The sequence below is a fragment of the Streptomyces sp. DH24 genome, assembly GCF_029813775.1.
Classification (GTDB): Bacteria; Actinomycetota; Actinomycetes; order Streptomycetales; family Streptomycetaceae; genus Streptomyces.
Map to the genome: position 1 here is coordinate 135,881 of NZ_JARVKW010000010.1, position 14,653 is coordinate 150,533.

Genomic DNA, 14,653 nt, shown 5'->3' on the forward strand with positions numbered 1-14,653 from the left:
GGCCGCCCGTGACGACAGGGACGAAGAACACGAAGGGGTTTTGTGGATCCCCGACAAAACCCTAGAACTGGGGATCTCCGTCGGCGAGACGCCCCAGGATCAGCGCGATCCGGAGCGTGAACGCCGAGCGTACGTCGGAAGGTGACCATCCGGTGACGTCAGTCACACGTCGGAGCCGGTAACGAACGGTGTTGGGGTGAACGAACAGCATCCGTGCCGCGCCCTCCAGACTGCTCGCCTGTTCGAGATAGACGCTGAGCGTCTCCAGCAGCGCGGCCCCGGCCTCCTCCAACGGTCTGTAGATCTCCTCCACCAACTGCTCGCGGGCCGACGGGTCTCCGGCCATCGCGCGCTCCGGGAGCAGATCGTCAGCCAGCACCGGCCGCGGGGCGTCCTGCCAGGCGGAGCACGCCTTCAGACCGGCCGCGGCGGCCTGCGCGGAACGCGTCGCGGCCAGCAGGTCCGGCACGATCGGGCCCGCCACCACGGGGCCCGCGGCGAACGGCCCGATCAGCGACTTCGCGACGGCCAGCGGATTGTCACTGCCGCCCGCGATCACCACGAGCCGGGCCCCGAGGACACCGGTCAGCACCTGGAGCTTGGCGTGCCGGGCGGCCCGCCGGATCGCCTCCACGGTCAGCTCGGAGTCGCCGTCGGGCGCCGTGCCCAGCACCACGCACACGTGCTCCGGCGAGTTCCAGCCGAGCGCGGCGGCCCGACTGACGGCGCCCTCGTCGGCCTCCCCGCTGAGCACCGCGTTCACGACCAGCGACTCCAGGCGCGCGTCCCAGGCGCCGCGTGCCTCGGCGGCCTGGGCGTAGACCTGGGCGGTCGCGAAGGCGATCTCGCGGGCGTACACCAGGAGCGCCTCGCGCAGCACCGACTCGTCGCCGGGGGCGGCCACCTCGTCGATGGCGCTCTCCATGACCTCGATGGTGGTGCGCACCATCTCCACGGTCTGCCGCAGGGTGATCGCCCTGGTCAGCTCGCGCGGGGCGGTGCCGAAGACGTCGGTGGAGATGGCCTGCGGGGCGTCCGGGTGCCGGAACCACTCGGTGAACGCGGCGATGCCCGCCTGCGCGACCAGCCCGATCCAGGAGCGGTTCTCCGGTGGCATGGCCCGGTACCACGGCAGCGTCTCGTCCATCCGCGCGATGGCCTGCGCGGCGAGCGAGCCGGACGACTTCTCCAGCCGCTTCAGGGTCGCGGCGTGCGAGTGGGCGATGCGGGCTGCGGACTTGCTGGATTCGGGTTCGGGCACGGGGACAAGGGTGCCTTATCCGGACGGGAGCGTGCGCCGCCGGGGGCTACCGTGGACGACGTGATGGACGTACGGCGCGCCGGCGAGCGCTACCCAGGAGGCGACCGGGCGGCCGGCATCGAGTCGTGGCACGCCTTCTCCTTCGGCCCCCACTACGACCCGGACAACCTTCGCTTCGGCGCGCTGATCGCCTGCAACGAGGAGCACCTGGCACCCGGTGCCGGCTTCGACGAGCATCCGCACAGCCACACCGAGATCGTGACCTGGGTGGTCGAGGGCGAGCTGACGCACCGTGACTCGACGGGCCACGAGACGCGGGTCCGGCCCGGGGACGTGCAGCGCCTCAGCTCGGCGGGCGGCGTCCGGCACGTCGAACGCAACGACGGCGACGCCCCGCTGACCTTCGTCCAGATGTGGCTGGCCCCCCGGGAACCGGGCGGCGACCCGCGCTACGAGATCGTCCCCGGCATCGCGGACGCCACCCCGTACGCGGTCCCGGAGGCGGGCGCGATGCTCCACGTCCGCCGCCTGACCCCGGGCGGGCGCACGGCGATACCGGACGCGGCCCACGTCTACGTACACGTCGTCCACGGCGAGGCGACCCTGGCCGGCACCCACCTGCACGCGGGCGACGCGGCCCGCATCACCGGCGCGAGGGACCTGACGGCAACGGCGAAAACGGAAACCGCACTGCTGATCTGGGAGATGACCTAGACCGCGTCCAGCTCCGCCAGCACCGCGTCCGTGAAAGCCGGCCAGGCTTCGGTCGCCCACGGGCCGAAGGCGCGGTCGGTCAGGGCGACGCATGCGGCGCCGGCCACCGGGTCGATCCACAGGAAGGTGCCGGACTGGCCGAAGTGGCCGAAGGTGCGCGGTGAGGACGAAGTGCCCGTCCAGTGCGGGGACTTGGCGGACCGGATCTCGAAGCCGAGGCCCCAGTCGTTGGGGTTCTGGTGGCCGTAGCCCGGCAGGACGCCCTTGGTGCCCGGGTACTGCACCGTCATCGCCTCGGCGACCGTGCGGGGGTCCAGCAGGCGCGGGGCCTGGACCTCGGCGGCGAAGCGCAGCAGGTCGTCCACCGTGGAGACGCCGTCCTTGGCCGGGGAGCCGTCCAGCGACGTCGACGCCATGCCCAGCGGCTCCAGCACCGCCTGCCGCAGGTACTCCGCGAACGGGATGTCGGTGGCCTTGGCGATGTGGTCCCCGAGCTGCTCGAACCCGGCGTTGGAGTACAGCCGGCGCTCACCGGGCGGCGCGGTCACCCGGTGCTCGTCGAAGGCCAGCCCCGACGTGTGCGCGAGCAGGTGGCGGACCGTCGATCCGGTGGGCCCGGCCGGTTCGTCCAGTTCGACGGCGCCCTCCTCGTGGGCGACGAGCGCCGCGTACGCCGCGAGCGGCTTGGTGACCGACGCCAGCGGGAAGCGCCGGCCGGTCTGCCCGTGGGTCCCCAGGACCGTGCCGTCGGCCCGGACGACACCGGCCGCGGCGGCGGGAACGGGCCAGTTCTCGATCAACGCGAGGCTGTTCAGCGACATGCCGTCGAGCCTATGCCGCTCACAGATACAGCCGCATCGAGGGGTCGGCGTCGCGCGTGAAGCCCAGCGACGCGTACAGCGGCTCCGCGGCGGCGGACGAGGTCAGCATGACGTGCCCGGCGCCCCGTTCCCGGAACCAGTCCAGCAGTCCGGCCATGCACGCGCGGGCGTATCCCCGGCGGCGGGCGTCCGGGTCCGTGGCGACGCTGAAGACGTACCCGATCGTCCCGTGCGGGTTCCCCGACCGCCCGATCCGGTACTCCAGCGTCCCCGCCACGAGCGCCGCCAGCGCGCCCGGCCGGTCCGGGTGGTCCACGACGAACGCCGCGAACTGCCCGTCCGGCTCGGCGAGCCTGGCCCGCAGGGTGGGCAGGGACTCGGCGTGCCACTCGGCGGACGTGGGCGCGGCGGCCATCGAGTCGATCATCACCTGGCGCAGACGCAGGACTTCCTCCGCGTCCCCGGGCACGGCACGGCGTACGGGACTCATGGCCGTACGCTAACCAGCCGGATCACCGCCCGTCGCGCCGATTTCTCACGGGTTGGCTTGCTTGGAGTGCACTCCAGGGTTCTAGCGTGGGGCCCATGACGGTGAGGGAGACCACCAGGACCGACAGTTGCGCGGGACCACGGCAGCAGGACCGGCGGCCGGACGGCCGGGACAGGTACACGATCAGCGAGGTCGCCGCCCTCACCGGCCTGACGGCGCACACCCTGCGGTGGTACGAGCGCATCGGGCTGATGCCGCACATCGACCGCTCGCACACCGGGCAGCGCCGCTACACCAACCGCGACCTCGACTGGCTCGACCTGGTCGGCAAGCTGCGCCTGACGGGCATGCCGGTCGCGGACATGGTGCGGTACGCGGAACTGGTGCGCGAGGGCGACCACACCTACGGCGAGCGGTTCGACCTGCTGAAGTCGACCCGCGAGGACGTGCTCGCGCGGATCGCCGAGCTCCAGGGCACGCTGGCCGTGCTCGACCGCAAGATCAGCTTCTACGCGGACGCCGGGCAGGCCCTGGCGTCGGAGGGGTCCCGATGACGGACGGCAGGATCGCGAAGGCACGGCTGGGCGAGGGCGGCCCCGAGGTGGGCGTCCAGGGCCTGGGCTGCATGGGCATGAGCTTCGCCTACGGCCCCACGGACGCCGACGCCTCCAGGGCGACGCTGGAGCGGGCACTGGAGCTCGGCGTCACGCTGTACGACACGGCGGACGCGTACGGCGACGGCGAGAACGAGAGGTTCCTGGCGCCGTTCTTCCGGGCGCACCGGGACGAGGTCGTCATCGCGACGAAGTTCGCGCTGGCCATCCCGCCCGACGAGCCGACCCGGCGGATCATCCGCAACGACGCGCCGTACATCCGCCAGGCCGTCGAGGCGAGCCTGCAGCGGCTGGACGTCGACGTGATCGACCTCTACTACATGCACCGCCGGGACGTGAACGTCCCCATCGAGGACACCGTCGGCGTCATGGCGGAGCTGGTCCGCGAGGGCAAGGTCAAGCAGCTGGGCCTCAGCGAGGTCACCGCCGAGGAGCTGCGGGCCGCGCACGCCGTGCACCCCGTCGCCGCGGTGCAGTCGGAGTGGTCGCTGTTCAGCCGGGACATCGAGGCCCGGGTGGTGCCGGCGGCCCGCGAGCTGGGCGTGACCCTCGTGCCGTACTCGCCGCTCGGCCGGGGTTTCCTGACGGGTTCCTTCGTCGACGCGGAGCGGGACCTGACGGCCGACGACTTCCGCCGTCAGCAGCCCCGCTTCACGGGTGACAACGCGGCGGCCAACGCGGCCCTGCTGGAGCCGGTCCGCACGGTCGCCGAGGCGCACGGCGCGACCCTCGGCCAGATCGCCCTGGCCTGGGTGCACGCGCAGGCGAGCAGGCACGGCCTCCCGGTCGTCCCGATCCCGGGCACCCGCAAGCCGGCGAGGGTGGCGGAGAACACGGCCGCGGCCGGCATCGAGCTGACGGAGGAGGAACTGGGCCTGCTGGAGCCGATCGCGTCGAAGGTGGCGGGCAACAGGTACGCGGACATGACCTTCACGTCGGCGGGCCGGGAGTAGGCGGAGGGAGCCGTTGCGGCGCCGAGGGCCGCGACGTCCTCAGGGGCGCGGGGAACCGCGCGGCCGGCCGCCCGCGACCCCGCACCCGGCAACACACCTGCCGGTCGGACCCCGCACCCCCGGCCGCCCCGGCGGAGTCCTACAGCTCCGCCAGCAACTCCTTTTTCTTGCTGGAGAATTCCTCGTCCGTCACCAGCCCGGCCTGGTGCAGCTCCCCGAGGTGCCGGATCCGCTCGGCGATGTCGGCCGGGTCCCGCCGGGGCGCCGGGACGGGCACCGGGTCGGCCGGCCGGCACCGCCGTACCGCCGCCAGCACCGCCGCCGCGAACGGCAGCGACTCGTGCACGGTGCCGTACCCGAGGCCGAACACGACGGCGGCCGGGTCCTGGTCGGCCTGCGGCGGCTGTCCGCCTGCCGCGGCCCGGCGCAGCAGCCGCAGATGCCCCTCGAACACCTCGGGGGAGCGCCACTCCACGCCGGTGAGGTCGGCGACCGGGAACGTCTGGTCGCCGGCCTTCCACTTCGCCGACGACGCGCCGGTCCAGGACCACCGGAAGGACACCGACGTCCCGTCGAAGGAGGCCTTCCCGTCGTACGCCGTGAAGTGCAGCGGCGCCTCGGGCGCGGCCACCAGGTGCCGCTCGGCCGGTCCCGGCCCGCTCAGCCGGGCGCGCAGTTCGTCGGCGTAGTACTCGGCGAGCGTCTCCCGCTCGGCGGGCAGCACCAGCCGGTACGGGTCGCAGCTCTCCTTCAGCTGTCCGGCGGCCGCCTCCATCAGCGGATCGGCGCCGGGTCGCGGCTCGGCGCGCAGGACGACCGTGCCGCGCCTGCCGGGCGTCAGCGTCACCGAGGCGATCGCCTCCAGCGGGACGCGTCGTTCGCCCAGCGCCTGGAACAGCTTGGGTGTTCTCAGTCCTCGTTCGTAGCGGATGAGCAGGGAGTCGGTCTCGAACTCCCAGGCGGCATGAAATCCGGCCAGTATGTCACCCATGCGGCTCATCGTATGCGGCACGCCCTCTTCCGTCCCCTCCACGCGCATACCGCAGTTTCTCCACTTCTACGCGCGTCCGGAAGGGGTGGTGCCGGACAAATCCGCCCGGCAGTCACCATCTTCTGGTGCGCACTGGACCGTGTCATATACGCCAACCCCGATCCCGGCGAAGTTCAGCAGGCTGTCCGTGCCGGGTTCGAAGTAGCCGCTGTGTCCCTTCGCGTCGGCCGCCGACAGCACCCGCGCCCCGAAGCCGGGGGACACCGGGTCGGCGCCGTGACCGATGCCGCCGACCTCCAGGTACGGCACGTCCCGCACCCAGTCGTCGGCGTCCCGCATCGCCCACACCCGGGCGTCGGTGCGCAGCTGGGACGCCTTCTCGGCGCGCATGCCGGGGCTGCCCGCCACCGCTATGTCGGAGACCCGGCCGGGCAGTTCGCGCGCGGCGAGCCCGCACACCACGGAGCCGTAGCTGTGGCAGAACAGCGAGACCGGCGCGCGGCCGGGCAGCGCCCGCACCAGCGCGTTCAGCCGGACGGCGCCGTCGGCGGCGCGCATCGCGGTGGCCGCGTCCATGCCGATGCCGCTGGGCGCGGTGTAGTCGGCCCAGGCGATCACGGCCGTACGCGTCGACGGGCTCGCGGCGCGCTCGGCCGCGTGCAGCGCCTTGGCCATGCCGACCGGCGCCGAGTACCTGCGGTGGGTGCGCTGGAAGGTGAGCAGGTCGGTGTCGACGCCGGGGACGACGACGGAGACCCGCTGGGCCTTCGCGAGGCTGCCGAACACCTCGGCGACGCGGCCGGAGCCCTCCGGGCTGAAGGCGAGGATGTGCCGGCCGGGGCTCATCAGGGCGCTGAGGCGGTGCATGCGGCGCCCCGCCTCGTGCTGCCCGGCGGGTGTGAGACGGCTGTCGCGCATGCGCTTCGACTCGACCTCGCGGGCCTGCCCGATCGCGATGCGGTTGGCGCGGTAGCGCAGTTCCACCGGGGCGCCGTTCATGTTGCCGACGACGAGCGGATGGCGGCGGGCGAGCCCGGTGCGTTCCCGTTCGGTGAGCGAGGCGAAGAAGCGGGCGAGCCGGGCGGGGGCGGCCTGCGCGTCGGGCAGGTGCCGACCGGCGATCTGCCCCTTCTCCCAGGCGGAGAGCGCGGCCTTCAGCGGCGTCGCCGGCTGGTTGTGACGCAGGGCGGTCCAGCCGCTGGTCGCCAGCATCACGAACACCACGGCCAGCGCGAGCAGCGCACGCCATGCGTTCAGTTGCGGGGAGGTGTCGAAGGAAGTCACTGAAAGGACACACTAGGAGAACGAGAGGGTCTCGCGTGAACCATGTGGCCGGGATCACGTTTCGTCCCTGCTCCCGGGGGTTCAGTCGGCGCGCCAGCTCCCGGTGAGGGCCGGTCCCACCTGGTCCAGATGGGCGGCGGTGAGGTCCCGGATCGCCGTGATGCTGAAGTCCTCGCCCACGGACCAGCGCTGCTCGGTCACCCGGACCACCGCGCCGAACATGGCCACCACCAGCCGCGGCCGGGGGTCGGCGTCCACGTCCAGGCCCTCGCGCTCGGCGATGACGCGGGCGATCTCCTCCTCCACCTCCATCGAGTGGCGCAGGTGGACGGCGAGCAGCGCGGGCGTCGACTCGATCGCCCGGTAGGCGCGCATGTGCAGTTCCAGCGGAACGACCTGCTCGATCGCCTCACCGATGCTGTCCCAGCTCTCCATCGCGGCCCGGCGCAGCGCCTCCAGGGGCGCCTCGTGCGCCGGCCGCTCCCGCACGGCCTCGACGTAGTGGCGGTGCACGAGCCGCGTCACGAACAGCGCGGCGTCCTCCTTGCTCGCGAAGTAGCGGAAGAAGGTGCGCTGCGAGACGTCGCAGGCCTCGGTGATCTCGTCGACGGTGGTCCGCTCGAAGCCGCGGGTGGTGAACAGTTCGAGGGCGGCCCGCAGCAGCGCGTCCCGGGTGCGCTGCTTCTTCAGCTCGCGCAGTCCCGGCCGAGGCGTCGTCGTCCGGGCGGTCTCCGCCGTCTTCAATGCGTCTCACTTCTTTCGAGAGGGGCTCGCGTGTTTCGGGGATGCTCGCGCGGTCCCTGTGGTCTTCCCGCAGTTCAGGCTATATGCGCGTGTCGTGTCAGTTACCGACTTGTGAATTGGTTTGTCAATTGTCAGTGGCTGTCTCTAGCCTCGAACACATGACTAGTCAGACCACCATCGAAGCGACGGGACCGGGGGACAAGGTGCCGGCCGCGCCGTCGGACCCGAGGCCCGCCAAGGGGCTGCGCGGCCACCCCTGGTTCACCCTCATCACCGTCGCGGTCGGGGTCATGATGGTGGCCCTCGACGGCACCATCGTGGCGATCGCCAACCCGGCCATCCAGCGGGACCTCGGCGCCACGTTCGCCGAGGTGCAGTGGATAACCAACGGCTACTTCCTCGCCCTCGCGGTCGCCCTGATCACCGCGGGCAAGCTCGGCGACCGGTTCGGTCACCGGCAGACCTTCCTCGTCGGCGTGGTCGGCTTCGCCGCCGCCTCCGGGGCCATCGGGATGTCCGACAGCATCGCGCTGGTCGTCACCTTCCGCGTCCTGCAGGGCCTGTTCGGCGCGCTGCTGATGCCGGCCGCGCTCGGCCTGCTGCGCGCGAGCTTCCCGGCCGAGAAGCTCAACATGGCCATCGGCATCTGGGGCATGGTCATCGGTGCCTCCACGGCCGGCGGCCCGATCCTCGGCGGCGTCCTCGTCGAGCACGTCAACTGGCAGTCGGTGTTCTTCATCAACGTGCCCGTCGGTATCCTCGCCGTGGTGCTCGGCGTCGTCATCCTGCTCGACCACCGCGCCGAGAACGCCCCGCGCTCCTTCGACGTGCTCGGCATCGCCCTGCTGTCCGCCGCGATGTTCTGCCTCGTGTGGGCCCTGATCAAGGCCCCCGAGTGGGGCTGGGGCGACGCGCAGACGTGGACGTTCCTCGCGGTCTCCGTCGTCGGCTTCGCCCTGTTCGCCTTCTGGGAGACCAAGGTCAAGGAGCCGCTGATCCCGCTGGCGCTGTTCCGCTCGGTGCCGCTGTCCGCCGGTGTCGTCCTGATGGTCCTGATGGCCATCGCCTTCATGGGCGGCCTGTTCTTCGTCACGTTCTACCTGCAGAACGTGCACGGCATGGGCCCGGTCGACGCCGGTCTGCACCTGCTGCCGCTCACCGGCATGATGATCGTCGGCTCCCCGCTCGCGGGCGTGATGATCACCAAGTTCGGCCCGCGCGTCCCGCTGGCCGGCGGCATGGCGCTCACCGCCATCGCCATGTACGGCATGTCCACGCTGGACGTGAACACCGGCAGCGGCCTGATGTCGCTCTGGTTCGCCCTGCTGGGTCTGGGCCTCGCCCCCGTCATGGTCGGCGCCACGGAGGTCATCGTCGGCAACGCCCCGATGGAGCTCTCCGGTGTGGCCGGCGGCCTCCAGCAGGCCGCCATGCAGATCGGCGGCAGCCTCGGTACGGCCGTGCTGGGCGCCGTGATGGCCTCCAAGGTCGACAGCGACCTGGCGGGCAACTGGGCGGACGCCGGCCTGCCGCCGCTGACGCCGGAACAGCTCGGCCAGGCCTCCGAGGCCGTCCAGGTCGGCGTGGCGCCGGTCGCCGAGGGCACCCCGGCGCAGATCGCCGGGAAGATCACCGAGGTCGCGCACGACACGTTCATCTCCGGGATGAGCCTGGCCTCCCTGACCGCCGCCGGCGTCGCCACCTTCGCGGTGCTGGTCGCGTTCCTCACCAAGCGCGGCGCGAACGCCGAGGCGGGCGCGGGCGTCGGCCACATCTGACGGGTCGTCGGAAGGGGGTGCCGCCCGCGCGGCGCCCCCTTCCCGCACCGGCCCGCAGGATTGAACAGACGTACGGGGGTACTCGCCACCCGAACCCGGAACGAACCCGATCGGCCAAGGGGTTCAAGGGAGTTGGAGATGGCGAGCTTCGGACGGGGCGCGCGCGGGCACCCCCGGTCACGTGGCCGGACGTGGTCACGGAGCGGGCCGGATCGCGCGACGCTCGGAGTCGTCGGAGTCGTCTGCGCGGTCGCGGGCTTCTTCGCCCTGGGGATCGTCCTCGGTCCCCTGGCGATGGTCTGCGGCCGGCTGGCCATGGGCCGCGGCTGGGCGGGCTCCCGGCCCGGACCCGCGGTGGTCGCCCTGGTTCTGGGGGGCATCGACACGCTCCTGGCAGTCATGCGGCTCGCCGGAGCGGCCACCCCGGGCGTCGGCATGTAGCGCCCCGGGGCAGTGAGGGAAGGGCCCCCGGCGAACTCCGGGGGCCCACCCGCGTCCACGCGCCGCCCGCCGGCCCTACGGCTGCCGTTCCTGAAGCGCCGCCACCTCGGCCCGCAGCGCCCGCACCTCCTCGGTCAGCGCCTCGATGGCCGCCGTCTGCCGCCGCTCCTCCGCGTCGTCCTTCTCGAAGCGGGAGATGAACCAGGCCGCGATGTTCGCGGTGACCACACCGAGCAGGGCGATCCCGGACAGCATCAGCCCCACGGCGAGCACCCGGCCGAGACCGGTGGTGGGCGCGTGGTCCCCGTAGCCCACGGTCGTCATCGTCGTGAACGACCACCACACCGCGTCGCCGAGCGTCCTGATGTTCCCGCCGGGCGCGTCGCGCTCCACCGACAGCACCGCCAGCGACCCGAACATCAGCAGCCCGACGACCGAGCCGGCCACGTACGTCGTCAGCCGGACCTGCGAGGCCATCCGGGCCCGCCGCCCCACCAGCAGCAGCGTCGACACCAGCCGCAGCAGCCGCAGCGGCTGGATCAGCGGCAGCAGCACCGCGAGAAGGTCCAGCCAGTGGGTGCGCACGAACGTCCGGCGGTCCCGGGCCAGACGCAGCCGCACCGCGTAGTCGACGGCGAACGCGGCCCACACCGTCCACTCGACCACCGCGCACGCGCGTGTCACCGCCGGGCCCGCCGAACCGGCGACGATCGGCACCGCGTAGGCGACGGCGAACGCCACCGCCAGCGCGAGCAGCGGCCGCTGGGTACGCCGCTCCCAGCGGGCCGCCGCAGTGTCGTGCCCGATCTTCGCGTCCGCGCCCATGCTCATGCCGGGCATCGTAGGAAACGCCGGAGGGCGGCGGAGCAGTCGGCCCCGCCGCCCTCGAGCACGCCACCGTGCCGCTATGCGTCGCCGCCCGCCGCGCCCGGGTCCGCGGCCGTCACGTCGAGGAGCTGGTACCGGTCGACGGCCTGCTTCAGCACCGACCGGTCGACCTTGCCCTCCCTGGCCAGCTCGGTCAGCACGCCCACCACGATCGACTGCGCGTCGATGTGGAAGAACCGCCGGGCCGCGCCCCGCGTGTCCGCGAAGCCGAAGCCGTCCGCGCCCAGCGACTGGTAGGTGCCCGGCACCCACCGCGCGATCTGGTCCGGCACCGACCGCATCCAGTCGGACACCGCCACGAACGGGCCCTGGGAACCGGTCAGTTTCCGCGTCACGTACGGCACCCGCTGCTCCTCCTCCGGGTGCAGCAGGTTGTGCTCCTCGCACTCCACGGCGTCGCGCCGCAGCTCGTTCCAGGAGGTCGCCGACCAGACGTCCGCCCGGACGTTCCACTCCTCGGCGAGGATCTTCTGCGCCTCGATCGCCCACGGCACCGCGACACCGGACGCCAGGATCTGCGCGGGCAGCGCGCCGCCGGTCCCCTCGCTGAGCTTGTGGATGCCCTTGAGGATGCCCTCGACGTCCACGTTCTCCGGCTCGGCCGGGTGCTGGATCGGCTCGTTGTAGACGGTGAGGTAGTAGAACACGTCCTCGCCGTGCGGGTGTTGGTCGTCGGAGCCGTACATCCGGCGCAGGCCGTCCCTGACGATGTGCGCGATCTCGAAGCCGAACGCCGGGTCGTACGCCACGCACGCAGGGTTGGTCGACGCGAGCAGCTGCGAGTGGCCGTCCGCGTGCTGGAGACCCTCACCGGTCAGGGTCGTGCGGCCCGCGGTCGCGCCCAGGACGAAACCGCGCGACAACTGGTCGGCCATCTGCCAGAACTGGTCGCCGGTGCGCTGGAAACCGAACATCGAGTAGAAGACGTACACCGGGATCAGCGGCTCGCCGTGCGTGGCGTACGCCGAGCCCGCCGCGATCAGCGAGGCCGTGCAGCCGGCCTCGGAGATGCCGTCGTGCAGCATCTGCCCGTTCGGCGCCTCCTTGTAGGCGAGCAGCAGATCGCGGTCGACCGCCTCGTACTGCTGGCCGAGCGGGTTGTAGATCTTCGCGCTCGGGAAGAAGGAGTCCATGCCGAACGTGCGGTACTCGTCCGGCGCGATCAGCACGAACCGCCTGCCGATCTCCTTGTCCCGCATGAGGTCCTTCAGCAGCCGCACGAACGCCATGGTCGTCGCGATGGACTGCTGACCGGAGCCCTTCTTCACGGTCGCGTACGTCTGGTCCCCGGGCAGCGCCAGCGGCTTCGACCGCACCACACGCGTCGGCACGTACCCTCCGAGGCTCTTGCGGCGGTCGTGCATGTACTGGATCTCCTCCGAGTCCCGGCCCGGGTGGTAGTACGGCGGCACGCCGGACTCCAGCTCCTGGTCGGAGATCGGCAGGTGCAGCCGGTCCCGGAAGCGCTTGAGGTCGTCGACCGTCAGCTTCTTCATCTGGTGCGTGGCGTTGCGGCCCTCGAAGTTCGGGCCCAGCGTCCAGCCCTTGATGGTCTTCGCGAGGATGACCGTCGGCTGGCCCTTGTGCTCGACGGCCGCCTTGTACGCCGCGTAGATCTTCCGGTGGTCGTGACCGCCGCGCCCCAGGTGCAGGATCTGGTCGTCGGTCATGCCCTCGACCATGGCCCGCAGCCGGTGGTCGTCGCCGAAGAAGTGGTCGCGGATGTACGCGCCGGACTCGGTGGCGTACGTCTGGAACTGGCCGTCCGGCGTGGTGTTCATCCGGTTGACCAGCACCCCGTCGCGGTCCTGGGCGAGCAGCGGGTCCCAGGTGCGGTCCCACACCAGCTTGATCACGTTCCAGCCGGCGCCCCGGAAGATCGACTCCAGCTCCTGGATGATCTTGCCGTTGCCGCGCACCGGGCCGTCGAGGCGCTGGAGGTTGCAGTTGACGACGAAGGTCAGGTTGTCCAGGCCCTCGCGGGCCGCGATCGACAACTGCCCCAGCGACTCCGGCTCGTCCATCTCGCCGTCGCCGAGGAACGCCCACACGTGCGACTTCGAGGTGTCCGCGATCCCGCGCGCGTGCATGTAGCGGTTCATCCGCGCCTGGTAGATCGCGCCGATCGGACCGAGGCCCATCGACACGGTCGGGAACTCCCAGAAGTCCGGCATCGACCGCGGGTGCGGGTACGACGACAGCGCGTACGGCGCCTTCGACTTCTCCTGCCGGAACCCGTCGAGGTGCTGCTCGCCGAGCCGGTCCAGCAGGAACGCCCGGGCGTAGATGCCCGGCGAGGCGTGGCCCTGGAAGAAGATTTGGTCGCCGCCGTCGCCCTCGTCCTTGCCGCGGAAGAAGTGGTTGAAGCCCACGTCGTACAGCGAGGCGGAGGAGGCGAACGTGGCGATGTGGCCGCCGACCCCGATACCGGGCCGCTGGGCGCGCGAGACCATCACGGCCGCGTTCCAGCGGGTGGCGTTGAGGATCTTCCGCTCGATCTCCTCGTTGCCCGGGAAGAACGGCTCGTCCTTGGTGGCGATGGTGTTGACGTAGTCCGTGCTGCGCATCTCGGGCACGGCCACGCGCTTCTCGCGGGCCCGCTCGATCAGCCGCAGCATCAGGTAGCGGGCCCGCTCCCGGCCGCGCTCGTCGACGGCGGCGTCGAGGGAGTCGAGCCACTCCTGGGTTTCCTCGGGATCGAAGTCAGGAACCTGACTCGGAAGGCCGCCAATGATGATCGGGTTGCGATCGGATCCGGAAGCCACGCTGTTCCTTACCTGTCGGAGGGCTGCTGGGAGAGGGATGCCGGTGTGCCTGCGCCGTCCCCATCGTGTACCTCTTGGGAGGCAAACGTCATCTTTACCGAGAGGTAACCCGCGGGGTGCCCGGCCCGGCCCGGCTCGGCAGACTCATTCGAGTCTCGTACCCGTGGACGGTTCCCAAATGCGCAAACAGGGCAGAAAGGTGTGGCATGCGTCACGATGGGCCGGGATGATGTGCACGGAGTTGCGGCGACACGGCCAGGATCGTCACCGTTTCGGCGGTCCCGGAGGCCGGGTACTTGCGCGATCCGTCCCGCCCGTGTGGACTACGGCCAATGCTTCGCGCACGCGCGTGGCTGAGATTCCCCCAGGCTCACAGGAGCCGGGGGTGCACCCATTCCAAGACATGATCAGGAGGCAACCCGTGAGCGCGACCGCGGACCACGCGGAGGAGCGGACGAACCCTGCCGCCAGGCTGGGGTTCCAGCCCGGGCAGGTGGTCCAGGAGATCGGCTACGACGACGACGTGGACCAGGAACTCCGCGAGGCCATCGAGGAAGTCGTCGAGGGCGACCTGGTCGACGAGGACTACGACGACGTGGCCGACGCCGTTGTGCTGTGGTTCCGTGACGACGACGGCGACCTGACGGATGCGCTGGTGGATGCCACCACGTACATCGAAGAAGGCGGCGCGATCCTGCTCCTCACGCCGAAGACCGGCCGTGCGGGGTACGTGGAACCGAGCGACATCTCGGAAGCCGCGACGACGGCGGGCCTGACGGCGTCCAAGAGCGTCAGCGTGGGCAAGGACTGGAGCGGCAGCCGCCTGGCCACGCCCAAGGCGGCCAAGTCCAAGAAGTGACCCCCGTCGGCACATGACACACCGGACGGGCCGGGCGGTCACGCCCGGCC

14 protein-coding genes are annotated in these 14,653 nt (G+C 71.6%); 6 read left to right on the forward strand and 8 right to left on the reverse strand.

Annotation, left to right across the window (positions count from 1 at the left end; all coding sequences use genetic code 11):
* Positions 1–61: 61 nt before the first annotated feature.
* Positions 62–1,261 carry a fatty acid biosynthesis transcriptional regulator FasR gene (gene fasR, locus QC282_RS11035; protein WP_279549077.1) on the reverse strand — a complete coding sequence of 400 codons (1,200 nt, stop codon included), beginning with the start codon at positions 1,259–1,261 and terminating at the stop codon, positions 62–64.
* A gap of 63 nt (positions 1,262–1,324) precedes the next feature.
* On the opposite strand from fasR, the gene QC282_RS11040 reads away from it, so the two are divergent.
* The gene (locus QC282_RS11040) at positions 1,325–1,975 is read left to right on the forward strand and encodes a pirin family protein (RefSeq protein ID WP_279549129.1); all 651 of its coding nucleotides are present in this window, start codon (positions 1,325–1,327) and stop codon (positions 1,973–1,975) included.
* On the opposite strand, the gene QC282_RS11045 is transcribed toward QC282_RS11040, so the two are convergent.
* Together QC282_RS11045 and QC282_RS11050 are read right to left on the reverse strand one after the other, a co-directional pair.
* Positions 1,972–2,796, reverse strand: coding sequence for a serine hydrolase (locus QC282_RS11045; RefSeq protein ID WP_279549078.1), 825 nt, complete (start codon positions 2,794–2,796; stop codon positions 1,972–1,974). The two genes, QC282_RS11040 and QC282_RS11045, sit on opposite strands and share 4 nt — an antisense overlap.
* A 19-nt stretch (positions 2,797–2,815) precedes the next feature.
* Positions 2,816–3,286: a GNAT family N-acetyltransferase gene (locus tag QC282_RS11050; protein ID WP_279549079.1), complete on the reverse strand. Its 471-nt coding sequence runs from the start codon at positions 3,284–3,286 to the stop codon at positions 2,816–2,818.
* 95 nt (positions 3,287–3,381) lie between these two features.
* Here QC282_RS11050 and QC282_RS11055 point away from each other — a divergent pair, with 95 nt between their 5' ends.
* Both QC282_RS11055 and QC282_RS11060 read left to right on the forward strand, forming a co-directional pair.
* Positions 3,382–3,840 (forward strand): MerR family transcriptional regulator, encoded by a 459-nt coding sequence (locus tag QC282_RS11055; protein WP_279549080.1) that lies wholly within the window; start codon positions 3,382–3,384, stop codon positions 3,838–3,840.
* Positions 3,837–4,853, forward strand: coding sequence for an aldo/keto reductase (locus QC282_RS11060; RefSeq protein ID WP_279549081.1), 1,017 nt, complete (start codon positions 3,837–3,839; stop codon positions 4,851–4,853). The genes QC282_RS11055 and QC282_RS11060 overlap by 4 nt, the downstream gene beginning before the upstream one ends.
* A 139-nt stretch (positions 4,854–4,992) precedes the next feature.
* Here QC282_RS11060 and QC282_RS11065 read toward each other — a convergent pair whose 3' ends face one another.
* The 3 genes from QC282_RS11065 to QC282_RS11075 form a co-directional block, all read right to left on the reverse strand.
* On the reverse strand, positions 4,993–5,844 hold the full coding sequence (locus tag QC282_RS11065) for a DUF4429 domain-containing protein (protein WP_279549082.1): 852 nt from the start codon (positions 5,842–5,844) through the stop codon (positions 4,993–4,995).
* Positions 5,845–5,910: 66 nt separating this feature from the next.
* On the reverse strand, positions 5,911–7,128 hold the full coding sequence (locus QC282_RS11070; protein WP_279549083.1) for an alpha/beta hydrolase: 1,218 nt from the start codon (positions 7,126–7,128) through the stop codon (positions 5,911–5,913).
* Positions 7,129–7,209: 81 nt separating this feature from the next.
* Positions 7,210–7,872 (reverse strand): TetR family transcriptional regulator, encoded by a 663-nt coding sequence (locus QC282_RS11075; protein WP_279549084.1) that lies wholly within the window; start codon positions 7,870–7,872, stop codon positions 7,210–7,212.
* A gap of 158 nt (positions 7,873–8,030) precedes the next feature.
* Between QC282_RS11075 and QC282_RS11080 the strand changes: the two genes are divergently transcribed.
* Positions 8,031–9,650, forward strand: a complete 1,620-nt coding sequence (locus QC282_RS11080) for a DHA2 family efflux MFS transporter permease subunit (RefSeq protein WP_279549085.1) — start codon at positions 8,031–8,033, stop codon at positions 9,648–9,650.
* Between the two features lie 138 nt (positions 9,651–9,788).
* Positions 9,789–10,091: a small hydrophobic protein gene (locus QC282_RS11085; RefSeq protein ID WP_279549086.1), complete on the forward strand. Its 303-nt coding sequence runs from the start codon at positions 9,789–9,791 to the stop codon at positions 10,089–10,091.
* 75 nt (positions 10,092–10,166) lie between these two features.
* Here QC282_RS11085 and QC282_RS11090 read toward each other — a convergent pair whose 3' ends face one another.
* Both QC282_RS11090 and aceE read right to left on the reverse strand, forming a co-directional pair.
* Positions 10,167–10,922, reverse strand: a complete 756-nt coding sequence (locus QC282_RS11090; RefSeq protein ID WP_279549087.1) for a potassium channel family protein — start codon at positions 10,920–10,922, stop codon at positions 10,167–10,169.
* Between the two features lie 74 nt (positions 10,923–10,996).
* The gene (aceE, locus tag QC282_RS11095; protein ID WP_279549088.1) at positions 10,997–13,744 is read right to left on the reverse strand and encodes a pyruvate dehydrogenase (acetyl-transferring), homodimeric type; all 2,748 of its coding nucleotides are present in this window, start codon (positions 13,742–13,744) and stop codon (positions 10,997–10,999) included.
* 421 nt (positions 13,745–14,165) lie between these two features.
* On the opposite strand from aceE, the gene QC282_RS11100 reads away from it, so the two are divergent.
* Positions 14,166–14,603: a DUF3052 domain-containing protein gene (locus QC282_RS11100; RefSeq protein WP_279549089.1), complete on the forward strand. Its 438-nt coding sequence runs from the start codon at positions 14,166–14,168 to the stop codon at positions 14,601–14,603.
* The last annotated feature ends 50 nt before the right edge of the window (positions 14,604–14,653 follow it).